Annotated in this window: 20 protein-coding genes; 11 read left to right on the top strand and 9 right to left on the bottom strand. The window is 71.8% G+C overall.

Features of this window, described 5'->3' with window-relative positions:
* Positions 1–29 precede the first annotated feature (29 nt).
* From ABTX78_RS02550 to ABTX78_RS02535, 4 genes are all read left to right on the top strand, one after another.
* A complete protein-coding gene (locus ABTX78_RS02550; RefSeq protein ID WP_352204963.1) occupies positions 30–728 on the top strand; it encodes a DNA alkylation repair protein in 699 nt (232 codons plus the stop codon).
* A gap of 315 nt (positions 729–1,043) precedes the next feature.
* The gene (gene tuf / locus ABTX78_RS02545; RefSeq protein ID WP_352204962.1) at positions 1,044–2,225 is read left to right on the top strand and encodes an elongation factor Tu; all 1,182 of its coding nucleotides are present in this window, start codon (positions 1,044–1,046) and stop codon (positions 2,223–2,225) included.
* 271 nt (positions 2,226–2,496) lie between these two features.
* A complete protein-coding gene (locus tag ABTX78_RS02540) occupies positions 2,497–3,342 on the top strand; it encodes a patatin-like phospholipase family protein (protein WP_352204961.1) in 846 nt (281 codons plus the stop codon).
* 591 nt (positions 3,343–3,933) lie between these two features.
* Positions 3,934–4,779 carry a spermidine synthase gene (locus ABTX78_RS02535; protein WP_352204960.1) on the top strand — a complete coding sequence of 282 codons (846 nt, stop codon included), beginning with the start codon at positions 3,934–3,936 and terminating at the stop codon, positions 4,777–4,779.
* Here ABTX78_RS02535 and ABTX78_RS02530 read toward each other — a convergent pair.
* Positions 4,741–6,054, bottom strand: coding sequence for an MFS transporter (locus ABTX78_RS02530; protein ID WP_352204959.1), 1,314 nt, complete (start codon positions 6,052–6,054; stop codon positions 4,741–4,743). The two genes, ABTX78_RS02535 and ABTX78_RS02530, sit on opposite strands and share 39 nt — an antisense overlap.
* 41 nt (positions 6,055–6,095) lie before the next feature.
* Complete coding sequence (locus ABTX78_RS02525) at positions 6,096–7,097, bottom strand: DUF8017 domain-containing protein (RefSeq protein ID WP_352204958.1); 1,002 nt, start codon at positions 7,095–7,097, stop codon at positions 6,096–6,098.
* A 108-nt stretch (positions 7,098–7,205) separates the two neighbouring features.
* Between ABTX78_RS02525 and ABTX78_RS02520 the strand changes: the two genes are divergently transcribed.
* The 3 genes from ABTX78_RS02520 to ABTX78_RS02510 all read left to right on the top strand — a co-directional run bounded on the left by ABTX78_RS02520 (position 7,206) and on the right by ABTX78_RS02510 (position 9,002).
* Positions 7,206–7,643, top strand: coding sequence for a DUF4442 domain-containing protein (locus tag ABTX78_RS02520; RefSeq protein WP_352205028.1), 438 nt, complete (start codon positions 7,206–7,208; stop codon positions 7,641–7,643).
* 101 nt (positions 7,644–7,744) lie between these two features.
* Entirely contained in the window at positions 7,745–8,398 is a 654-nt protein-coding gene (locus ABTX78_RS02515; RefSeq protein ID WP_352205027.1) for a DedA family protein, read from the top strand.
* A gap of 70 nt (positions 8,399–8,468) precedes the next feature.
* On the top strand, positions 8,469–9,002 hold the full coding sequence (locus ABTX78_RS02510; protein ID WP_352204957.1) for a gamma carbonic anhydrase family protein: 534 nt from the start codon (positions 8,469–8,471) through the stop codon (positions 9,000–9,002).
* 149 nt (positions 9,003–9,151) lie between these two features.
* Here ABTX78_RS02510 and ABTX78_RS02505 read toward each other — a convergent pair whose 3' ends face one another.
* Complete coding sequence (locus tag ABTX78_RS02505; protein ID WP_352204956.1) at positions 9,152–9,718, bottom strand: ATP-binding protein; 567 nt, start codon at positions 9,716–9,718, stop codon at positions 9,152–9,154.
* A gap of 140 nt (positions 9,719–9,858) precedes the next feature.
* Between ABTX78_RS02505 and ABTX78_RS02500 the strand changes: the two genes are divergently transcribed.
* Positions 9,859–12,693, top strand: a complete 2,835-nt coding sequence (locus ABTX78_RS02500) for a helix-turn-helix transcriptional regulator (RefSeq protein WP_352204955.1) — start codon at positions 9,859–9,861, stop codon at positions 12,691–12,693.
* 400 nt (positions 12,694–13,093) lie between these two features.
* The gene (locus tag ABTX78_RS02495) at positions 13,094–14,320 is read left to right on the top strand and encodes a cytochrome P450 (protein ID WP_352204954.1); all 1,227 of its coding nucleotides are present in this window, start codon (positions 13,094–13,096) and stop codon (positions 14,318–14,320) included.
* Positions 14,321–14,381: 61 nt separating this feature from the next.
* Here ABTX78_RS02495 and ABTX78_RS02490 read toward each other — a convergent pair whose 3' ends face one another.
* From ABTX78_RS02490 to ABTX78_RS02470, 5 genes are all read right to left on the bottom strand, one after another.
* On the bottom strand, positions 14,382–15,647 hold the full coding sequence (locus ABTX78_RS02490; protein ID WP_352204953.1) for a cytochrome P450: 1,266 nt from the start codon (positions 15,645–15,647) through the stop codon (positions 14,382–14,384).
* Positions 15,644–16,258, bottom strand: a complete 615-nt coding sequence (locus tag ABTX78_RS02485; RefSeq protein WP_352204952.1) for a GTP-binding protein — start codon at positions 16,256–16,258, stop codon at positions 15,644–15,646. Before ABTX78_RS02485 ends, ABTX78_RS02490 begins: the two co-directional genes overlap by 4 nt.
* Positions 16,239–16,598: a DUF742 domain-containing protein gene (locus ABTX78_RS02480; protein WP_352204951.1), complete on the bottom strand. Its 360-nt coding sequence runs from the start codon at positions 16,596–16,598 to the stop codon at positions 16,239–16,241. The genes ABTX78_RS02485 and ABTX78_RS02480 overlap by 20 nt, the downstream gene beginning before the upstream one ends.
* The gene (locus ABTX78_RS02475; RefSeq protein WP_352205026.1) at positions 16,595–17,014 is read right to left on the bottom strand and encodes a roadblock/LC7 domain-containing protein; all 420 of its coding nucleotides are present in this window, start codon (positions 17,012–17,014) and stop codon (positions 16,595–16,597) included. The genes ABTX78_RS02480 and ABTX78_RS02475 overlap by 4 nt, the downstream gene beginning before the upstream one ends.
* A gap of 113 nt (positions 17,015–17,127) precedes the next feature.
* The gene (locus ABTX78_RS02470) at positions 17,128–18,795 is read right to left on the bottom strand and encodes a sensor histidine kinase (protein WP_502993735.1); all 1,668 of its coding nucleotides are present in this window, start codon (positions 18,793–18,795) and stop codon (positions 17,128–17,130) included.
* Positions 18,796–19,327: 532 nt separating this feature from the next.
* On the opposite strand from ABTX78_RS02470, the gene ABTX78_RS02465 reads away from it, so the two are divergent.
* Positions 19,328–20,065, top strand: a complete 738-nt coding sequence (locus ABTX78_RS02465; protein ID WP_352204949.1) for an acyltransferase — start codon at positions 19,328–19,330, stop codon at positions 20,063–20,065.
* A 166-nt stretch (positions 20,066–20,231) separates the two neighbouring features.
* Here ABTX78_RS02465 and ABTX78_RS02460 read toward each other — a convergent pair whose 3' ends face one another.
* Positions 20,232–21,098 carry an EamA family transporter gene (locus ABTX78_RS02460; protein ID WP_352204948.1) on the bottom strand — a complete coding sequence of 289 codons (867 nt, stop codon included), beginning with the start codon at positions 21,096–21,098 and terminating at the stop codon, positions 20,232–20,234.
* A 92-nt stretch (positions 21,099–21,190) separates the two neighbouring features.
* Between ABTX78_RS02460 and ABTX78_RS02455 the strand changes: the two genes are divergently transcribed.
* Entirely contained in the window at positions 21,191–21,763 is a 573-nt protein-coding gene (locus ABTX78_RS02455; RefSeq protein ID WP_352204947.1) for a helix-turn-helix domain-containing protein, read from the top strand.
* Positions 21,764–21,790: the final 27 nt, after the last annotated feature.

Below are 21,790 nucleotides of genomic sequence, written 5' to 3'. Positions count from 1 at the left end.
AGGGATGTGATCGCCGTAATCTGTGACGCATGACCCCTGCGGTACCACGCAGCGAGCTCGCCGACACGGTCATGGAACGACTGACCGCGCTGTACCCCACCGGGGCCGATCCGGTCCGGGCGGCGGGCGCCGCCGCGTACATGAAGGGGGTCGCCCCCTTCCTCGGGATCTACACCGCCGAGCGGCGCGCCCTGTCCCGCGCCGTGCTCGCAGGGCTGCCCGCGCCGGACGAGGCCGACTGCACGGCGATCGCGCTGCGCTGCTGGGCGCTGCCCGAGCGGGAGTACGCCTACTTCGCCGCCGACTATCTGCGCCGTCACGTCCGCCGCTGCTCCTCCGGCCTTCTGCCCGTCGTCCACCGGCTCGTCGTCACCGTCTCCTGGTGGGACACCGTCGACGCGCTCGCCGCACACGTCGTCGGACCGCTCGTCGCGGCCGACTCCGCGCTCCGGACCGACATGGACGCCTGGATCGACGACGACGACATGTGGGTCGCCCGCACGGCGCTGCTCCACCAACTGCGCTTCAAGGACTCCACCGACACCGGTCGTCTCTTCGGCTACTGCTTGCGCCGCGCCGAGCACCCCGACTTCTTCATCCGCAAGGCGATCGGATGGTGCCTGCGGGAGTACGCCAAGACCGACCCCGACGCCGTACGGGACTTCGTCGAATCCGCGCGGGACCGGCTCTCGCCGCTGTCCGTACGGGAAGCGCTGAAGAACCTGTGACCTGCTGATGTCCGGGTAGCGGAGTATCCGGGCCCGCTGAACTCCCGTACACGGAAAACCATTCGACGCGGCGCGGGCCGTGGGCGAACATCGTCCTCATGTTCCGGTACGCCTTCCTCGCAGCGCCGTCCGCAGTCGCGGACGCGCCGAAGGCTGCCGCATTCCTCACGGCGGACGCAGCCGCTGCCGCGCCGTTCGGCGGCGCCCGAAGCTGACCCTTCCCGGAACGTCCGGCGGACCCCGCAGGGGGAGGGTCGGCAAGGCCCAGGGGTCCTCATCACGCTTCGCACTCCGAGGAAGTCCGAGGAAACAGCCATGCCCAAGACGGCATACGTACGCACCAAGCCGCACCTCAACATCGGCACGATGGGCCACGTCGACCACGGCAAGACCACGCTGACCGCCGCCATCACGAAAGTGCTCGCCGAGCGCTCCGGGAGCAGCACCTCCTACGTGTCCTTCGACCGCATCGACCGGGCGCCGGAGGAGGCGCAGCGGGGCATCACCATCAACATCGCGCACGTCGAGTACGAGACGGACACCCGGCACTACGCGCACGTGGACATGCCCGGGCACGCCGACTACGTCAAGAACATGGTCACGGGCGCCGCCCAGCTCGACGGGGCGATCCTGGTCGTCTCCGCGCTCGACGGGGTCATGCCGCAGACGGCGGAGCACGTCCTGCTCGCCCGTCAAGTCGGTGTCGACCACATCGTCGTCGCGCTGAACAAGGCCGACGCGGGTGACGACGAGCTGACCGACCTGGTCGAGCTGGAGGTCCGCGAGCTGCTCACCGCGCACGGTTACGGCGGCGACGCCGCTCCGGTCGTCCGGGTCTCCGGGCTCAGGGCGTTGGAGGGCGACCCACGCTGGACCGCCGCCGTGGAGGCGCTGCTCGACGCCGTCGACACCTATGTGCCGATGCCCGTCAGGTACACCGACGCGCCGTTCCTGCTGCCGGTGGAGAACGTCCTGACCATCACCGGGCGCGGGACGGTCGTCACCGGCGCCGTGGAGCGGGGCACTGTGCGCGTCGGCGACCGCGTCCAGGTGCTCGGCGCGGACACCGAGACGGTCGTCACCGGTCTGGAGACCTTCGGCAAGCCGATGGAGTCCGCCGAGGCCGGTGACAACGTCGCGCTGCTGCTGCGCGGACTGCCGCGCGACGCGGTGCGCCGCGGCCATGTGGTGGCCGCGCCCGGCAGCGTCACGCCGAGCCGGCACTTCACCGCCCAGGTCTATGTGCTCTCGGCCAAGGAGGGCGGCCGCAGGACAGCGGTCTCCACCGGCTACCGGCCGCAGTTCTACATCCGCACCGCGGACGTCGTCGGGGACGTCGACCTCGGCGAGCGGGCCGTCGCGCAGCCCGGCGGCACGGTCACGATGACCGTCGAGCTGGGACGTGACATCCCGTTGGAGGCCGGGCTCGGTTTCGCCATCCGCGAGGGCGGCCGCACGGTCGGCGCCGGCACGGTGACCGAGGTCGCCGGCGGGTGAAGGACGCCGCCGGCCGGTGAAGCGCGTGGCCGGTCCTCGTACGCACCGTACGAGGACCGGCCACCTGCGCCTGAGGACTTGTCCCGTCATCCCCCGTGGATCGGCGCGCGGCGTCGATGCGGTGCATCGCAAGGCGGTGTGCCGTCCTCGTACGGGGTGTACTCGGCGATTCGACAACGCGCCGAGGGGCCGTAGCTGTCGTCGCGCGCCGCAGGGGGTGACGGCCCTGCCCTTACGCTGCTGCCACACACCTCGGCGGAAGGCGGCGGCGATGGGCGACACGGCCCTGGTTCTCGGCGGCGGCGGTCTCACCGGTATCGGCTGGGAGATCGGCATCCTGCACGGACTCGCACGGGCGGGGGTGGACGTGACCGGCGCCGACACGGTGATCGGCACCTCGGCGGGCTCGGTCGTGGGCGCACAGCTCGTCTCCGGGCTGCTGGAGCTCCCGGAGCTGTACGAGCGCCAACTCGCCTCCCCCGAAGGGGAGATCACCGCGAGCATGGGGCCCGCGATGCTGGCCCGTTACGCCTGGACCGTGCTGCGTGCGCGGGACAGCACGTCGTACGGCATCCGCATGGGAAAGATGGCGCTCAAGTCGGGGACGGACGGCGGGGCAGGGCGCCGCGAGGTCATCGCCCGGCGGCTGCTGTCGCACGAGTGGCCCGAGCAGCGGCGGCTCGTGGTGACGGCCGTCGACGCCGCCACGGGGGAGTTCCACCCCTTCGACCGGGACAGCGGGGTCGGGCTCGTGGACGCGGTGGCGGCGAGCTGTGCGGTGCCGGGGGTCTGGCCGCCCACGGAGATCGACGGCCGGCTGTACATCGACGGGGGAGTGCGGTCGTCCTCCAACGCGGATCTGGCCTCCGGGTACGGCAGGGTCGTCGTGGTGGCCCCGATGGCGATCGGCGGCGGACCGGTACCGGCCGCCCGGGTACAGGCCGCGCAACTGCGGGCCGAAGGCGCCCGCGTCGCCCTCATCACCCCGGACCGGGAGGCGCGGAAGGCGTTCGGCCGCAATGTCCTGGACCCGGCCCGGCGGGCGCCCGCGGCACGGGCGGGACTCGCCCAGGCGGCGGCACACGCGGACGAGGTCGCGGCGGTCTGGTCCGGCTGACGGGGCGGTGCAGGGCGGGCGTGTGCTCGGCACGGGCGGTTGCTTGGGGCGCGGGATACCACGGGCGGTCGCTTGCGGCGGACGCGTCGGCGCACAGGGGGTGCCTGCGCCGGGTGTGCTCGGGACGGCGGTGTCTGGCGCGTGTCGTGGTGCCGGCGCACGGTGGTTGCCTGCGCCGGGTGTGTTCGGGACGGCGGTGTCCGGCGCGTGTCGTGGTCCCGGCGGTGCTTGGCGGGGTTCGTGGTCCCCGCGCACTGCGGTTGCCTGCGCCGGGTGTGCTCGGGAGAGGGGCGCCTGGCGCGGGTCGTGGTCCCGGGGCATGGGGGTTGTCTACGCCGGGTGTGTTCGGGACGCCGCGGGTGTGGCGCGTGTCGTGGTCCCGGCGGTGCATGGCGCGGGACGTGGTGCCGGCGCACTGCGGTTGCTTACGCCGGGTGCGTTCGGGACAGCGGTTGCAGGCCGCGGCACCGGCGCGCACAACGGTCGCTTCCCCGCCGGTCGTGGTCCCGGGGCGCTCGGGCGGTTGCGGGTCGGGCGCTCCCCGGTCGTCCCCGCGCCTGCCGACGCGAGCGGCCCGGGCACAATGAGACCGTGAACGAGCAGATACCGGTCGTCCGCGAGGTCGACCGGGGCACCGCCAGACTGATGCCCGACATCGACCGCGAGCGGGCCTGGCTGCTCACCGTCGACGACGCCCCCCAGTCGTACGTCGACCTGGACGAGCCCACGCATCTGGAGTTCGAGTACACCAGGCGGCTCGCCCACGTCATCGACACCTGCGCGGACGAGGGCGCGCCAGTCGATCTGCTGCACCTCGGCGGTGGAGCCCTCACCCTGCCGCGCTACGCCGCGGTGACCCGGCCCGGCTCACGGCAGGACGTCGTGGAGTTCGACCGCGGTCTGCTCGACCTGGTCGCGGAGCAACTGCCACTGCCCGCCGGCTCGGGCATCACGCTGCACGCGGCGGACGCCCGCGTCTGGATCGACGCGGCGCCGGAGGACTCGGCCGATCTGCTGATCGCCGATGTCTTCGGCGGATCACGGGTGCCGGCGCAGGTGACCTCGGTCGAGTACGCGCGAGCGGCCGAACGCGTTCTGAGGCCGGGCGGGATCTACGCGGCGAACCTCGCCGACAGCGCTCCGTTCACCTTCCTCGGCTCGCAGTTGGCCACCTTCGCCGCGGTGTTCGCCGAACTCGCCCTGATCGCCGAACCGGCCGTGCTGCGCGGACGCCGCTTCGGCAACGTCCTGCTGCTCGCGTCCCACACCCCGCTCGACACGGCCGCCCTCGCCCGCCGCACCTCCGCGGACCCGTTCCCCGCACGCGTCGAGCACGGCGCGCCACTGCGGCGGCTCATCGGGTCCGCGACGCCGGTCGCAGACGCCGATTCCCAGACGTCACCCGAGCCGCCCGGCGGTGCCTTCAGCATCGGCTGAGGCCACGGGGAGGGGGCCGGGTCCGGCCGCCGCGACCTTCCCGGACCGGCGGGTCAGCCGCCGGACGTCCGGCACGAACAGCACCGCCGCGGTCACGAGGACCACGAGCGCCGAGCACCCCCACAGCGACGCGCTCCGCCCGAACACGCTCTCCGCGGGCCCGGCGAGCGCCGTCGCCAGCGGCAGCATGGCCACCGAGCCGAACCAGTCGTAGGCGCAGACCCGCGAGAGCATCTCCTCCGGGATCTCCTGGTGCAGCGCCGTCATCCACGCGACGCCGAACACCTCGATCGCCACCCCGCTCACCAGCATCACGGCGGCCAGTCCCGGGACCGGCAGCGGCACGGCGAGCGCGGCGGACGGCAGGGCGAGGGGGAAGACGCACAGCGTGCCGGCGAGCAGCAGCCGCCGCGGCTTCCAGCGCATCATCAGCAGCGCACCGAGGAGGGTGCCCACGCCGAAGGCGGCGAGGGCCATTCCCCAGGGTCCCGCGCCGCCCAACTCGTCCTCGGCCACCAGCGGTCCGAACACCGACTCGGCGGCGCCCACGACCGCGACGACGACCGTGAACTGCGCGACGATGCCCCACAGCCACGGCCTGCTGCTGACCTCTTTCCACCCGTCGCGCAGATCGGCGAACAGCCCGCCGCCGGGCGCGCGCGGCGCGATGTGACCGACGTGGAGGAAGGCGCGCAACCCGCCGGCGACCGCGAACGCCACCGCGTCCACCGCCAGCACCCAGCCGGGCCCCATGGCCGCGATCAGCGCGCCGCCGAGCGCCGCGCCGCCGATCGCGGCACCGTGCATGGCCATCCGGAACACGGCGAAGGCCCGGCTCGCCTGTTCACCGCTGACGCTCGACATCAGCATGCCCTCGGCGGCGGGGTTGAAGAACGCCTGCCCGGTTCCGCAGAGCGCGGTCAGGAGCATCATCTGCCACAGCTGAGCGTCGCCGGCCAGCACCAGGACCGCGAAGACGGCCTGGGAGACGCAGTTGAGGGCGTTGGCGGCGACCATCACCCGGTGCCGCGGCACGCGGTCGGCGACCGCGCCGCCGATCAGCAGGAACAGAACGAGCGGGAGCGTACGGGCAGCCGCCACGAGACCCACATCGCCCGCGTCGCCACCGGACTCCAGCACGGCGAACGCCGCCGCGATCAGCGCACCGTGGCTTCCCAGATTGGTGACGATCGCGGCGGCGGTCAGCAGCGTGTAGTTGCGCCCGGCCCATTCGGGGCGGCGCGGGCGGCGGGGCGGGGCTGCGGGAGAGGTCACCCACGGACTATCCCCGCAGGCCGCCCTGCTTGCCAAACCGGTTACGGCGTGGGCGTCGCCGCCAGCCGCACCGTGCTCAGGATCTGCCGGATGGTCGTGTCCGGGACCTCGTCCGGCACACCCTTGTTGGCGTACAGGACCCAGGACTTGAACTCACCCGCGGGGTCCTTGAAGGAGAAGGCGATCGACTTGCCGTCGGTCTCGCACTTGTTCTCCTTCTTCACCCCGAGGGCGGTCGCCGTCGACACGCTGCCGACCAGGCCCGACTTGGTCGTGTACGGGACGGCCTTGCTCACCTTCACCGTGCCCTTGGGCTCGGTCTGCGCGTAACCGGCCCAGACCCAGTTGCCGGCCTCGTTGTACGCGGCGGTCGCGGCGTCCTTGGCCCCCTTGCCGCCCTTGGTGCCCGTGGTGCTCAGGCCCCAGTCCTCCAGCTTGCCGTCCTTGTCGGTGTCGAACTCGCACCACTTGGACTTGTAGTAAGCCGGGGCCGACATCGCGACGACGGGCGAACCGTCGCCCTTCTTCTCGTCCTCGAAGCCGGTGCTGACGCCCGAACCGGCGACCTCCCACCCTGCCGGGACGTCGAACCGCGTTCCGTGCTTGGGGTTGGAGACGACCTTCCAGCCGGCGATCGTCGGCTTGCCGCCGTCACCGCCGCGCGGGTTCTCCGTCGGGGACGCCGCGGGGTCGCCGCTCGGCTGCTGCGCCGTCGGCGTCTTCGAGGCCGTGGCCTTGCTGTCGTCGGACGTGCTCGTGTCGTCGTCCTGGAGTACGACGACACCCGTGATCACCGCGGCCGCGACGACCGCCGTGGCCGCGACGATCGCGACGATGGTGGTCTTCTTCTTGTCGTCCGGCGGCGTGGGGCCACCGGGCGGCTGCGTCGCCACCGTGTACTGCGGCACGGTCGGCTGCTGGTACGGGTTGGGCTGCTGGTACCCCGGCTGCTGGTACGGATTCGGCTGTTGGTACCCCGGCTGCTGGTACGGGTTCTGGTCCTGCGGGTTCTCGCCCCCGGGCGGCTGCTGTCCTGGCCACATGGCGAGTAACCATAGAGGTGCCGTGCCGCAGCGGCTACGTCCGCCCCTGCGCGGGGATGGCCAAGTTGCCCTACTCGTGGGTAACATCGCGCCATGAGCGCTGATCAGATGACAGTCGGCGAGATGCTCGCCGCCACGGTCCCCATGGCCCGCACGCTGAACCTGGAGTTCCTGGAGACCACCGCCGAGCGTGCCGTGCTGCGCATGCCGGACCAGCCCGACTTCCACAACCACGTGGGCGGGCCGCATGCCGGAGCGATGTTCACGCTCGCCGAGTCCGCGAGCGGTGCCATCGTCATCGCCGCCTTCGGCGACCAGATGAACCGCGCCGTACCGCTCGCCGTCAAGGCGGAGATCGGCTACAAGAAGCTCGCGATGGGCGTGGTCACCGCGACCGCCACCCTCGGCCGGCCCATCGCCGACGTCGTCGCCGAACTCGACGCGGGCGAGCGCCCGGAGTTCCCGGTGAACGTCGCCATCGAGCGCGCCGACGGCGCGGTCACCGGCGAAATGACCATCGTCTGGACCCTGCGGCCCAACGCCTGACGAGGCGGCCGGAACCCGCTTCCGAAGCAGGTAGGCTGCCCGGCGTGCGCCACGGGGGCGCACGCCGGGCAGCGGTACTGCGCATACGGGAGGAACCGGCGTTGCACGTCCAGGAGTGGCTCGAGACCGTCCCCCCGCTCAGCATCTACCTCCTGGTGGGGGTGGTGATCGGGCTCGAGAGTCTCGGTATCCCGCTGCCGGGTGAGATCGTCCTCGTCAGCTCGGCGCTGCTCGCCTCCCAGCACGGTGACATCGACCCGTACATCCTGGGCGCGTGCGCGACCGCCGGCGCGATCATCGGCGACTCGATCGGGTACGCGATCGGCCGCAAGGGCGGCAGGCCCCTGCTGGCCCGGCTCGGCGGGAAGTTCCCGAAACACTGCGGTCCCGCCCAGATCGCCATGGCGGAGCGGTCGTTCGAGAAGTGGGGCATGTGGGCCGTCTTCTTCGGACGTTTCGTCGCTCTGCTGCGGATCTTCGCCGGGCCCCTCGCGGGCGTGCTGCGCATGCCGTACTGGAAGTTCCTGATCGCCAACGTCTTCGGCGGCATCCTCTGGGCGGGCGGCACGACCGCCGTCATCTACTCGGTCGGCGTCGTGGCCGAGGCATGGCTGAAGCGGTTCTCGTGGCTGGGCCTCGTCCTTGCGGTGCTGATCGGTGTGACCTCCATGCTCGTGCTCAAGAACCGTGCGAAGAAGGCGGCGGCCGAGGCGGAGACGCGGACGGTTCCCGAGCCGGTTCCCGCCGCCGACTGACCCGCGGCCCGGTCGTCGCGCAGCCGTACGGACCGTTCGGTGCGCCCGTCCATGAAACGAGGAGACAGCGATGGCGTCAGAGGCGCTGATCATGGGTGTGGGCGGCCGGGAGCCGAGCGTCGCACCGGAGGCTTTCACCGCTCCGACCTCGGTCGTCATCGGTGAGGTCACCCTCGCGCCGGGCGCCGGCGTCTGGTACCAGACGGTGCTCAGGGCGGACTGCGGGCCGATCGTCATCGGCGCCGACTCCAACATCCAGGACAACTGCACGGTCCACTCGGACCCCGGCTTCCCCGTGACGGTGGGGGAGCGCGTCTCGGTCGGCCACAACGCCGTCCTGCACGGCTGCACCGTCGAGGACGACGTACTGGTGGGCATGGGGGCGACGGTCCTCAACGGTGCCCACATCGGCACCGGGTCCCTGGTGGCCGCGCACGCGCTGGTGCCGCAGGGGATGCGGGTCCCGCCCGGCTCGCTCGTCGCCGGGGTCCCCGCCAAGGTGCGGCGCGAGCTGACGGACGAGGAGCGCGAGGGCATCAAGCTCAACGCCGCCGTCTACCTGGATCTCGCCGAGGCCCATCGTGAGGCGGCGCGCAAGAGCTGACGGCCGGCTGTCGCGAGCCGCCCCGCACCCGCCCTCACTCGCCGTGTGATTCTCCGACCGCACCCGTCGCGAGCCGCCACGGAAGTCCTGACCTCTCCCGTCGCCCGGCTCGCGTCCTTGGTCCGCGCGGTCCTCGCAGCCCCTTGTGGTCAGTGGCAGTCCGGCTCCACCGTCAGCCCGATCACCGCACGGAAATCCAGGGGAGGCGACGGTTCGTCCTCCCTCCGTGGGTGCGGGGTCACACGCCGTGGCCCGCCCTGACGGGGTGGCATGACGATCTCTGCCGCGACCACGCTGCCCATCGGCAGCCGTCGCGTGACGGTCCTGGTGGCGAAAGCGTCGACGAGCCGCAGACCCTGGCCGCAGTCCGCGTGAGCGTCCAGCGGTTCCTGGCGTCGTGCATGACGATGCTTCCACCGGCCGCCGTCCCTGACCTCCGTCGTCAGTGTGTTGCCGCGGACCTTGATGGCCAGGGCGACCCAGGTGCTGCCACTGTGCAGCACCACGTTGCTGACGAGCTCGGTGACGATCACCGACAGCGCTTCGTGGAATTCGTCGTGCAGCCGCCATCGCCGGGCCACTGCGCGTGCGAAATGGCGCAGGGTGCGGGCGGCTTCCGGCGTCGCCGACATCGCACACTGGGCCAGACCCGAGGTTCCGCCGTACGGTCCGTGCCCGGACGACGAAAACTGGGAGGACTCCTCTGATGCGATCACGTCGGCTCCTTCTGCCCAGGTCGACGCCTGGGCCCGTGGGACTACGCTCACTGTCTCGGCAAGCCCGGCGCAATTGGGGAGACTGAAGTACGGATACCTAAAGAAATGAAATGCCCAGAAATGTCGAGGAGAGTGAGCCGGTGAGCACGCTCAGTGACGAAGTCTGGGAGCGATGGCTGCAGCAGACGGTCGCTCACCCCGGCCGGCAGTCGGCGCTCCTGCTGCTGGAAGGGCGTGCCGGTACCGGCAAGAGCCGACTGGTCGACCGGCTGCTGGACAGCGCCGAGGCCGGACCGCGACCACGGGTCGTGCTGACGTTCACCTCCTCCGGCGTCGCGCTGACGCACCACCCGGCCCGGGCCAACCGCACGGAACCGGGCGCCGCCGTACGCGAGCGCCCCGATCCCATCGCCCTGTCCCCCCGGATCCACCGCGATACCGCCGCGCTCGCCGGGGACCTGGAGCCCCTGCTGGAGTCCGGCGGTCCGGTCCTGCTGATCGCCGACGACGTGCACCGGGCGGACTCCGCGGGCAGGGATGTGCTGCGCGGACTGCTGGAACAGCCCCCGCCCGGGCTCGCCGCCGTTCTGACCTACCGCCCCGAGGAACTCACCGAACCCGGACTCGTCCTCGGCCGCGCGGTCGCCTACCCGGCCCGGCTCACCGTCCTGCGCCTCCGCCTCGACCCCCTGGACGCCGACGAGGTCCGCCGGCTGGTCGAGGACCGGCTCGGTCCCGAATGCAGTCCGCCCGAGCTCGTCGCCCGGATCCACGAGCGGTCCGCCGGAGTGCCTCAGGTCGTCGTCGATCTCGTGCGCCAGCTGGAGGACGCCTACGGGCCCCGGGAGCGCTACACGGCCAAGGACCTCGATGCCACCGGCCCACCCGTACGCCTGGCCGAACTGGCCGTCGGGCGGCTGGCCGCACTGCCCGAGGAGCACCGGGCCGTGGCCCGGGCCGCCGCCGTCCTCGACGAGCCCAGCAGCGCGGCGGACCTGTACGCGGTGGCCGCGCTGCCCGGCGCGGCCGGCCGTGAGGCGCTCGTCGCCTCGCTCCGCGGGGCGGTGCTGCTGGAGAACGACCGCGATCTGTACGGCTTCCCCTCGCCCCTCGCCGGCACCGCCGTCTACGGCGAGATGCCCGGCCCCCTGCGCCAGGACATGCACCGCAGGGCCGCCGACGTCCTCGCCCACCGTCATCCCGTCCCGTGGGTCCGGCTCGCGGCGCACCGGCACCGCGGCGGCCAGATACGCGGCTGGCTCAAGGCCGTCGAGCACGCGGCCGAACAGTGCGCCGAGGCAGGCGCCCACCAGACGGCGATCGACCTGCTGGAGCAGGCTCTGTCGCACCCGGCGGTGCCGAGGGAGACCCGGGCCCGACTCGCCCGCCTCCTCGCCCACAGCGCGGTGCTCGGACTGCACACCGACCAGACCGTCCAGGTGCTGCGGCAGATCCTCGACGAGCAGTCGCTGCCCCCGGCGGTCCGCGGACAGATCCGGCTCGACCTCGGCCTGGTGCTCTACAACCAGGCCGGCCGCGGACTCCAGGGCTGGGTGGAACTGGAGCAGGCGGTCGACGAACTGGCCGAGCGGCCGGCACTCGCCGCCCGCGCGATGTCGGCGCTCGCCATGCCGGTCATGTCGTCCGTACCGCTGGAACGCAATCTGTACTGGCTCGAGAAGGTGCAGAAGATGGCGGCCGGCAGCCACGACGACGAGGCCCGCACCGCGGTCGACGCCAATTGCGTCGCCGTCCTCCTGGAGATCGGCGACGCCACGGCCTGGGACGTCCTCGCACGGCTGCGTAGCCAGACCGATCAGACCGAGCAGACGGACCGGCTGCCGCACGTCGCCCGCGGGCTGGTGAACGCCGCGGACGCCGCCCTGTGGCTCGGCCATCTCTCCCGTGTGGGCGAGCTGCTCGAAGAGGGGGTCGACGTCGCCGTCCGCGGCCGGGCCACCTACGTCGAACAGGACGGCCGCGGCACCGGCCTGCTGCTGGACTGGCTCACCGGCACCTGGGACGGTCTCACCGTCCGCGCCAGGGCCTTCGTGGCGGAGACCGGTGTCATGCCCGGGCCCGCCGCGGACGCGCGGGTCGTCCTCGGCATGCTGGCCCTCGCACAGGGCGAATGGCAGCAGATGGCGGCCTGGCTCTCCGGGGACGGACATCCGCTGCCCGTGGGCTCTCCGCTGCCGCATGTGGCTGCGGCGGCCGGCGCGCTCGTCCGTACCGCACTCGCCCGCGGTGATCTGGACACCGCCGCGTCCGAGGCGGCCGACGCCTGGGACCGGCTCCGGGACAAGGGCGTCTGGGCGTGGGCGGCCGAACTCGCGCCCTGGGCGGTGGAGGCGACCGCCCGCGCCGGCCGCCGGCAGACGGCCGAGACGATGACCGCGGAGTTCGAGGCGGGCCTGAAGGACACGGCCCTGCCGTCGCCGCTGGCGGCGCTGTCCTGGTGCCGCGGCATCCTGCTGGAGACCGCCGGCCGGCCCGCGGAGGCTGCGCCGCACTTCCAGGACGCCTCGGAGAGGTACGCCGAGATGCCCCGGCCGTACGCGGCCATCCTCACCGCCGAAGCGGCGGCCTCCTGTGTGCTCGGGGCGGGGGCCGAGGGCGGGGACGGCGACCCGGACGCGCTCGCGACGGCCGTCGAGTCCCTGGCGTCCTGCGTGGAACGGCTCACCGACATGGGCGCCGGGTGGGACGCCGCACGGGTACGGGCCACGCTCCGCTCCCACCACCCCGCGGCGGAGCAGCGACCGCGCGGGCGACCCAGCTACGGCGACCAGCTCTCGCCGCGCGAGCAGGAGGTCGTGGACCTGGCGTCGGCCGGCCTCACCAACCGCGAGATCGCGGCCACGCTGCACCTGTCGCCGCGCACGGTGGAACAGCACGTGTCCCGGGCGCGCCGGAAGCTGGAGTCGCAGACGCGCCGGCAGCTGAGCCGCAACCGCGGCACCCGGGGTTCATGAATTATTTGCGTATCCGTAGATCGGGTTCACGGATAGGCGCGTCTCGGCATGTGGTCATAACTTCCCCTCACCGAAAGCGGAATGCACCGTTATCGAGTCTGCCCTCGTGGCGGCCGGTGACCCGAGTGCCCGCGGTCGGTGCTGTGCCCGGGTGGCCGGACGGCCTGGCGAGTGTGCGCCACATCCCCCACCACGGTGGCCCGCGCTCGCCGAGGCAGGGGGGACCGGCCCCGGGCACGGTTGTCGCCCCGGCCATCGTGCTGTGTCGCCACGGGCGCACGATCGGGCTGCGCGCCGGAGAAGGACACCGAGGCACCGGATTCGGCCAGGACCGGTCTGGTTCAACTGACGGATGATCAATAACCTTGTGTGAGTTGCCCGTTACTGCTCAAGGAGCGCCATGGCCACCGCACAACAGGTACCGGACATCCTGTCGCCGGAGTTTGCCGCGAACCCCTATCCGGCCTACCGCGCCATGCGTGAACACGCGCCGTTGATCTGGCACGAGGCCACCAACAGCTATCTCATCTCGCGCTACCGGGACGTGGAGCGGGCCTTCAAGGACAAGGACTCGCTCTACACCACCGACAATTACGCATGGCAGATCGAGCCGGTGCACGGCAAGACGATCCTCCAGCTCAGCGGGCGCGAACACGCCGTCCGCAGGGCCCTGGTGGCGCCGGCGTTCCGGGGCAGGGATCTCCAGGAGAAGTTCCTTCCGGTGATAGAGAGCAACGCCCGTGAACTGATCGACGGCATCCGGCACAAGGGCGAGGCCGACCTCGTCGACTCCTTCGCCACCCGTTTCCCCGTGAACGTCATCGCCGACATGCTGGGCCTCGACAAGGCGGACCACGCCCGGTTCCACGGCTGGTACACCGCCGTCATCGCCTTCCTCGGCAACCTCGCGGGCGATCCCGGCGTCACGGCCGCGGGGGAGCGCACCCGCGTCGAGTTCGCCGAATACATGATCCCGATCATCCAGGAGCGCCGCGAGCACCTCGGCGACGACCTGCTGTCCGCGCTCTGCGCGGCCGAGGTCGACGGCGTACGGATGAGCGACGAGGACATCAAGGCCTTCTGCAGCCTGCTGCTCGCCGCCGGTGGTGAGACCACCGACAAGGCGATCGCCGGCATCTTCGCCAATCTGCTGGTCAATCCCGAACAGCTCGCCGCCGTACGGGAGGACCGCAGCCTGATCGACCGGGCCTTCGCCGAGACCCTCCGCTACACCCCGCCGGTCCACATGATCATGCGCCAGACGGCCACCGAGGTCACGGTCAGCGGCGGCACGATCCCCGCGGGGGCGACGGTCACCTGTCTGATCGGCGCGGCGAACCGGGACGCGGAGCGCTACAAGGACCCGGACCGTTTCGACATCTTCCGCGACGACCTCACCTCGACCACGGCATTCTCCGCGGCGGCCGACCATCTGGCGTTCGCCCTCGGCCGGCACTTCTGCGTCGGCGCGCTGCTCGCCAAGGCCGAGGTCGAGACCGGCGTCAACCAACTGCTCGACGCCATGCCGGACATGCGGCTCGCGGACGGCTTCGTCCCGTCCGAGCAGGGCGTGTTCACGCGCGGGCCGCAGTCGCTCCCCGTCCGCTTCACACCGGTCGCCGGCTGATCACAGCGGGGCCGGCGGTGCGCCGGGGCCGCCATCTCGCGGCGGGCCCCGGCGCCGACGCTCACTGGACGACCGGACTGAACTGCACCGGCAGGGACGTCAGTCCCCGCATCCAGATGGACGGCCGCCAGGTCAACCGGTCCGGCTCCACGGCCAGCACCACGTCCGGCAGCCGCTCCAGCAGCGTCTCGATCGCGGTACGCGCGATCACATCGGCCAGCAGGGGCGCCGGATAGGGGCAGCGGTGCTCGCCGTTGCTGAAGGACAGATGCGAGGAGTTCTCGGCGCCGATGTGGCCCTCGGGCCAGATCTGCGGATCGGTGTTGGCCGCCGCGAGCCCGAGCACCACACAGTCGCCCGCCCGGATCTGCCGGCCGCCGAGCTGTGTGTCGCGCACCGCCCAGCGGCCGATGAAGTTCTGGGTGGGTGTGTCCAGCCAGAGCACCTCGTTGAGCGCCTGGCCGACGCTGAGACGGCCGCCGGAGACGTTCAGGGCGAACCGGTCGTCGGTCAGCAGCAGACGCAGCGTGTTGCAGATCCAGTTCGCCGTCGGCTGCTGCGCGGCGGCGATGATCGAGATCAGGTCCTGGACGATCTCCTCGTCCGTCAGCCCCGCCGGATGCCGAAGCATCCGCGAGGTGACATCCGGACCCGGTGTGCCGCGCTTGTCCTTGACCAGGCGCTGGATGCGTTCCTGCACGCGTACGTACGCGGCCACCGGGTCGTCGCCCTCGGCCGCGTCCAGCGAGATCCGCAGATCGCGCACGAGGTCGTCGGTGTCGGAGCCCCGCGCCGGCATCCCGCACATCTGAACCGCGGCCCGCATCGGCACCGCGTGGGCGTACGCGGACATCAGCTCCGCCTGTCCGCTGCCCGCGAAGCCGTCGATCAGCTGGTCGGCGATCCGCGTGCTCCAGTGGGCCAGTTCGAACTGGTCGACAGCCTCGAGCGCCTCGGTGATGACGCCCGCCCGCCGCTGGTGCTCGGCGCCCTCGGCGAACAGGACCGACGGCTGGTAGCCGACGAACGGCATCAGCGGCCAGTCGGCGGGGATGTTCTCCCACTGGTTCCAGCGCCGCGAGTCCCGGGCGAACAACTCGTCGTGGCCGGTCACGTACGACACTTCGGCGTAACCGAGCACCAGCCAGGCGGGGATGTCCCCGTCGAGCAGGATGGGAGCCACCGCGCCCTGCTCACGGCGCATCGAGCGGTACAGCTCGGAAGGGCTCTGCTGGTACTCCAGGCCGCTGAGGCGGATCGCCCCCGGGTGAGCGGGGCATCCCGGCGGCGGGGACGGCGCGGGTTCGGGTGCGGCGGGGTCGGTCATGGTGTCATCTCCCGTGCCATGGCCAGTTCATGAAGGTGGTCGACAAGGCTGATCAGGACGTGCTTGCCGGACGAGCGGACCCGGGCGTCGCAGTCGATCAGCGGCACATGCGGGGCGAGCGACAGCGCCTGGCGTATCTCGTCCAGCGAGAAGGCGGCCATGTCGTCGTCGAAGCGGTTGACCGCCACCACGAACGGCGTCCGGTGGTGTTCGAGCCGGTCGATCGCGTACCAGGAGTCGCTCATGCGCCGGGTGTCGACCAGCACCACGGCGCCCAGGGTGCCGGTGAAGAGCCGGTCCCACAGGAACCAGAAGCGCTCCTGCCCCGGTGCGCCGAACAAGTAGAGGACCATACGGTCGTTGAGGCTGATCCGGCCGAAGTCGAAGGCGACGGTGGTGGTCGTCTTGGTGGCGAGACCGGCGGTCTCGTCGACGCCGACACCCGCCTGCGTCATCACTTCCTCGGTGTTCAGCGGCCGGATCTCGCTGACCGACTTCACCAGCGTGGTCTTGCCGACCCCGAAACCACCCACGATCACGATCTTCAACCCGGTCTCGGCCGAGTCGACGAGCGGGGTGCGGGCGGGCAGTTCAGAGGTTACGGAGTCCATGGAGCACCTCCTTCAAGAGGGCCGAGTCGGGCAGATCGACGAGCGAGCGGGCGGCCCGCGGATGGCGGGCCGTGATACGCCCCGTCGCCAGCAGGTCGCCCAGCAGGATCCGTACGACTGTCACCGGCAGCCTCAGCTCCGCGGACAGCTCGACGACCGCGGTCGGATGACGGCACAGGTCGAGGATCCGCACATGCTCCGACTGCATCCCGAGCGTGGGCTCGCACTCGCTGACGATCAGCGTCACCAGGTCGAACGCGTCGTCGTCGGCGCGGCTGCGGCCCCCCGTGACCGTGTAGAGCCGGTCCGGATCACCCGTGTCGACGGGTTTGCGGGTCATGAGAGCGGACTCTCCGGGGCCGGCATCCGCGGTTCCGCCCGCAGATGCTCGCCGATCTGCTCCACCAGATCGGTCATCTGGTGGCCGACCACGCCGGGATCGGCGCCGTCCTCCGCGACGACCGCCAGATGGGCGCCGTCACCGGCCTCCACGATGAAGAGCAGACCGCCGTGGAACTCGGTCATCGAGTGCCGTACGCCGCCGCTGCCGTTGCCGAACTCGACCGACGCCCCCTGGGCCAGCGCCTGGATGCCCGAGCAGATCGCGGCCAACTGGTCGGCCTGGTCGAGCGTCAGATGCCGGGTCCAGCACAGCTTGAGCCCGTCGCGGGAGAGCACCAGGGCGTGCCGGGTGCCCGGGGTGCGTTCGAGAAGGCTTTCCAGTAGCCAGGTCAGGCTGTTGTCAGTGGTCTGCATCGTCTGCGTGGGGCGGATGCGTTCCGGTGATCCGGTCATCCGCCCGTGCCTCCTGTCTCACGTCGTGTAACGGGGGTGGCGCCATGACCCGGGCGCCCGCGGGGCGGATCGCGTCACTCCTCGGTGAGCCCTGCGGGCCGGTCCTCCTGTGCCTTGCGGGCGCGGTGGAAGGCGCCGAACTGCGCGCCGGCGTCACGGCCGGGGTCGCGCGCGGTGCCGGTCTCGCGGTCGGGCGCCTGGTGCCCCTTGCCGGGGCCGGCCGGCTCGCGGCCGCGGTCGGCGGCGGCCATGGTGCGCCCCGGCGGCCGTACGGGCAGACCGTTCGGTGTCGCCACCCGCGGACCCGACTGGGCCGGGAAGGGGGTGCCCGCCGCCGCCACGGAACCGGGCGCGGCCGCGCCCGAGCCGGAGGTGGTGGGTGCGTCGGGCGTCCGCTCCACCGTGTCGGGGGTGGCGCGGTGGAGCGTCGTCTCCGGTGCCGCGCTGCGCTGCTGGGCCAGCAACTGGGGCGGGAACAGCACCACGACGCCGGTGCCGCCACGGGAGGAGGGCCGGAAGTTGACGCTCATCCGGTACTTGGCGGCCAGCCGGCCCACCACGGCGAGCCCGAGCCGGGTGCCCTGGAGGGCGGCGAGGTCGGTGACCCGGCCCGACACGGCCTCCTCGGCTCGCCGCATGGCGGCGTCGGCCATCTTCAGACCGCTGTCCTCGATCGTGACGACCAGGCCGGCGGTGCGCTCCTCGACGTAGACGTGGACCTCGTCGATGGGCGGCGAGAAGTTCGCCGCGTTGTCCATCAGCTCGGCCAGCAGATGCATGACGCCCTCGGCGGCGAAGCCGGCGACCGCCGCGGTGCTGGAGGAGTGCAGTCGCACCCGCTGATAGGCCGCGATCCGGCCCACCGCGCCGCGCAGGATGCTCTCCATCCCAATCGGCTTGTTCCACGAACGACTCGAACGGCCGCCCATCAAAAGCGCGAGGCGGTCGGTCAGCAGACCGAGCTGCGAGGTGTTGTGGTCGAGCTTGAGCAGATCACCGAACACCTCTTCGCCGTGACGATCCTGCATCTCCCGCAGGTCGGCGAGCATGCTCACGGCCTTGGCCTGCACCCGGCTCAGCGCCTTGGCACTGGCGCCCTGGGCGGCCGCCGCACGCCGCTCACTCACGGCGAACTCCCGGACCACCGCGTCCAGGATCACCCGCAGCCGCGCGTCGGTGGGCTGCTGGAGCTCGCCGAGGACGGTGTCGGCCGAGGCTCCCCGGCGCAGATGCTCGAAGGCGGCGGGCAGCGTCACCGCCGTCAGCCGGTCCAGATCGTCGGCAGCCTGTGCCAACTGGCGTACTGCGGAAGCGCTGTTGGCGGCCGAGGTCTCCGCCCGGCGCTCACCGGCCCCGAGCTCGGTGGCGAACACCTGGAGCACGCGGCGCAGTTGCGGATCGGTCGGTGGCGGGGTGGCGGCGAGGGTGTCCTCGGAGTTCTCCCCGTCGCGCAAGCGCTTCACCACCGAGGGGAGTGTGACGTTCACCAGATGCGCGGACTCGGCGGCGGTCTGGGCCGACTGGGCCTGCACCGCACGCAGTTCACCGGCGGCGGCCGACGCCGTGGCGCGCAGCCGGCGCGAGCTCAGCGCCGTCACGACGACGGTGGCCGCCACCCACAGCCAGGCGACACCGACGGTCGCCGCGACCCAGTCCCGGGCCGCGTCGGGTGCCGCGGCGATCACCGCGCCGGCGGCCGCGCCGGCCACCACCACGGTGGCCAGCGGTACGACGAGGGGCAAGGGCCGTGGGGTTCGTATCCTGTGCGGTTTCCGAGCGACTGGCACTGACATTCCGCGATCCCTCGCTGCTTGAGTCCGGGGAAGAACAGACGAGGCCGACTGGCGCGCATCGGCCGACCACATGCCGTACAGGCACCGTAAGTTGACGGTGATCTTCCGTACGCATGTGGCGCTCATGCTAGTCACGCGCCGATGCCCGGGAGCCCCGAGAAGCCGGACTGCCCACGGAACGGAGGACTTAGTCCCGAAGTCACTGTCACGCCCCGGCGGACGTGGTAGACAGCGTTTTCCTCCCGGCAGGCCGTGTGGCACCGGAAACGCTGCCGATGACCTGGTGGCCGTTGTTGCCTCTGCGTCGAATGAGGTGTGGGGGACCACAACATCGTCCGTCCGAGCGGTGCTTTCCGGCCATCCCGGCGTGGCGCGTACGGGCACAACGGCCCCCGGGGCGTCCCGCCACCGGGCTTCCGTGGGGCGAACATCACAGCGCCGTGCTCCGACCGGCCGCGAGCGGGCCGACTACCGTGTGCGGGTGCCGAAGAACAGAAACACGTTCTCATCGCCCGCCGCCTGGTGGCGTGGCGTTCTCGCCCGTGCCCTTCACCGGGGCTGGCGCTGGGCACAGGACGCCGGTGCCGTCACCGCCGACCACCCCGGCCGCCTGCGTTTCCGCGGCATCGGCCACGGCACCCGACTCGCCTTCCCGCAGGGCACGGTGTTCGGCGAGGCGTGGATCGAACTCGGGGACCACTGCATCATCGGCGAGCAGGTCACCCTGACCGCGGGGATGATGCCGGACCTCGATCTCGGCACCGAGCCGATCCTGACCCTGGGCGACGGCGTGGTGCTCGGTCGCGGCAGCCATGTCATCGCCGACACACGGGTGTCCATCGGCTCCGACACGTACTGCGGTCCGTACGTCTACATCACCTCGACCAACCACAGTTACGACGATCCGCACGAGCCGGTCGGGAAGCAGTGGCCGAGGACCGAGCCGGTGACGATCGGACCCGGTTGCTGGCTGGGCACCGGCGCGGTGGTGCTGCCGGGAGCACGGCTCGGCCGCAATGTCGTGGTCGCCGCCGGGGCCGTGGTCCGGGGTGAGGTCCCCGACCACTCCGTGGTCGCCGGGGCACCGGCCCGGGTGGTCAGGAGCTGGGACCCGGTCCTGGGCTGGCAGCCGCCGCTGCGTACGCCCGCGCCGGTGCCGATCCCGGACGGTGTCACACCCGAGCAGCTGCTGGCGCTGGCGGAGCTGGACGAGAGCTGAGGGCGGCGAGGCCGAAGCCGTACGAGGGCAGAGTTCAGCCGGAGGACGGCAGGCTGGGAAGCAGCTGAGGTCAGCCCGAGGCCGGCCGGTCCGGGATGGCCGGGAGGCGAGCTGAGGTCAGCCGGAGGCCCGACAGGTCTGGGCTGGCTGGGGAGCCGAGCCGAGCTCAGCCCGAGGCCAGCAGGACCGTCCCCACCAGCGCGAGCCCGGCCCCCGCCGCCTGGATCATGCGCAGCCGTTCTCTGAGCAGGAGCAGTGCGGCCAGCACCGTGACCACCGGGTAGAGGTTCGCGAGCACGGCCGCCACGGTCACCGGGCCCGTCTGGGCGGCGATGGAGTACGTGCCGTTGGCGGCGACATCGGCGAGACCGACGAAGGCGAGGGCCGGTAGCGAGGACAGGACGACCTTCATCCCGCCGTCCTCCGGCAGGGCCCGCCCGCCGCGCTTCACCGACACGTACAGCGCCGCGCCGCCCACGGTCACATTGGTGACGCGCTGCACGAACAGGGCCAGGTACAGGCCGGTGAGGGTGGTCGACGCCTCGGCGATCAGGGCCATGACCGCGCCGAACCCGAAGGCCGCCGTCAGGGTCAGCAGGATCGCCTGCCGCTGCACGGCGGCGCCCCGCAGCTCCGGACCGCCGGCCAGCACGATGCCGACCACCGCCACGCCGATGCCGGCGAACTGGAGCAGGCCGGGCCGCTCGCCCAGCACGAGGCCGACGCCCACGGGCACGGCCACACCCAGTGAGCCCAGGGGTGAGACCACACCCATGGGGCCGAGGGCGAGCGCCTTGTAGAAGGAGAGCATCGCGACCGGCCCCACGACCCCCGCCCCCACCGCGTACCAGAGCTGGTGGCCCGCCTGGTGCCACGCGCCCGTGGCGACGACGATCACGCCGAGGACCACGACCGCGATGGACTGCGAGACCACCACGACGGTGAGCGCGGGAGCCCGCCGGGTCAGCAGTCCGCCGCCGAAGTCCGCGAGACCCCACAGCACGCTGGTGGCCAGGGCGAACAGTGCGGTCATGGGGGCCTCGCAGTACAGTGCGGTGAACGTTGGGGTGCACCACACGGTAGTGCAGGATATTGAACTCTGTCATTCAAAATAATGGACGGAATGTGACGGATCTCGACCAACTCACGCAATCGCTCGCCCGCAACCTCAAGCGCTGGCGCGGCGAGCGCGGGCTCACGCTCGACGCTCTCGCCGCTCGCGCGGGGGTCAGCCGCGGCATGATCATCCAGATCGAGCAGGCGCGCACCAACCCGAGCGTGGGGACCACGGTGAAGCTGGCCGACGCCCTCGGCGTCAGCATCACCACGCTCCTCGACTACGAACAGGGGCCGCAGGTCCGCGTCGTCCCGCCGGACCAGGCCGTACGGATGTGGTCGACCTCCACGGGCAGCTTCACCACGCTTCTCGTCGGCACCGAGAAGCGAGGACCCCTGGAGTTGTGGGCCTGGGAGCTGATGCCCGGCGACCGCAGTGAGTCCGACGCACACCCGGACGGGACCATCGAACTCCTCCACGTCACCGCGGGCGACCTCACCCTGCTGGTCGACGGCACCGCGCACACGGTGCCCGCCGGCTCCTCCGCCACCTTCGAGGCGAACGTCCCCCACGGATACCGCAACGACGGGACCGAGAAGGTCGTGATGACCATGGCCGTCTCCATCCCGCCCGTCCGCTGAGACGGCCGTCCGCCCCACCGCGGACCG

Origin of the sequence: Streptomyces sp. NPDC096193 (genome assembly GCF_040302905.1) — a bacterium.
In the GTDB taxonomy this organism is placed as follows: Bacteria; Actinomycetota; Actinomycetes; order Streptomycetales; family Streptomycetaceae; genus Streptomyces.
The sequence above is the reverse complement of the archived record's forward strand: the minus strand, read 5'-3'. Positions and strand labels throughout refer to the sequence as shown.

What these genes read in the sequence shown, in the direction of transcription:
- ABTX78_RS02550 (WP_352204963.1), top strand. Translation starts at nt 30, where the DNA reads ATGACCCCTGCGGTACCACGCAGCGAGCTCGCCGACACGGTCATGGAA.
- tuf (WP_352204962.1), top strand. Translation starts at nt 1,044, where the DNA reads ATGCCCAAGACGGCATACGTACGCACCAAGCCGCACCTCAACATCGGC.
- ABTX78_RS02485 (WP_352204952.1), bottom strand. Translation starts at nt 16,258, where the DNA reads ATGGACTCCGTAACCTCTGAACTGCCCGCCCGCACCCCGCTCGTCGAC.
- ABTX78_RS02475 (WP_352205026.1), bottom strand. Translation starts at nt 17,014, where the DNA reads ATGCAGACCACTGACAACAGCCTGACCTGGCTACTGGAAAGCCTTCTC.
- ABTX78_RS02490 (WP_352204953.1), bottom strand. Translation starts at nt 15,647, where the DNA reads ATGACCGACCCCGCCGCACCCGAACCCGCGCCGTCCCCGCCGCCGGGA.
- ABTX78_RS02495 (WP_352204954.1), top strand. Translation starts at nt 13,094, where the DNA reads ATGGCCACCGCACAACAGGTACCGGACATCCTGTCGCCGGAGTTTGCC.
- ABTX78_RS02540 (WP_352204961.1), top strand. Translation starts at nt 2,497, where the DNA reads ATGGGCGACACGGCCCTGGTTCTCGGCGGCGGCGGTCTCACCGGTATC.
- ABTX78_RS02510 (WP_352204957.1), top strand. Translation starts at nt 8,469, where the DNA reads ATGGCGTCAGAGGCGCTGATCATGGGTGTGGGCGGCCGGGAGCCGAGC.
- ABTX78_RS02525 (WP_352204958.1), bottom strand. Translation starts at nt 7,097, where the DNA reads ATGTGGCCAGGACAGCAGCCGCCCGGGGGCGAGAACCCGCAGGACCAG.
- ABTX78_RS02460 (WP_352204948.1), bottom strand. Translation starts at nt 21,098, where the DNA reads ATGACCGCACTGTTCGCCCTGGCCACCAGCGTGCTGTGGGGTCTCGCG.
- ABTX78_RS02520 (WP_352205028.1), top strand. Translation starts at nt 7,206, where the DNA reads ATGACAGTCGGCGAGATGCTCGCCGCCACGGTCCCCATGGCCCGCACG.
- ABTX78_RS02480 (WP_352204951.1), bottom strand. Translation starts at nt 16,598, where the DNA reads ATGACCCGCAAACCCGTCGACACGGGTGATCCGGACCGGCTCTACACG.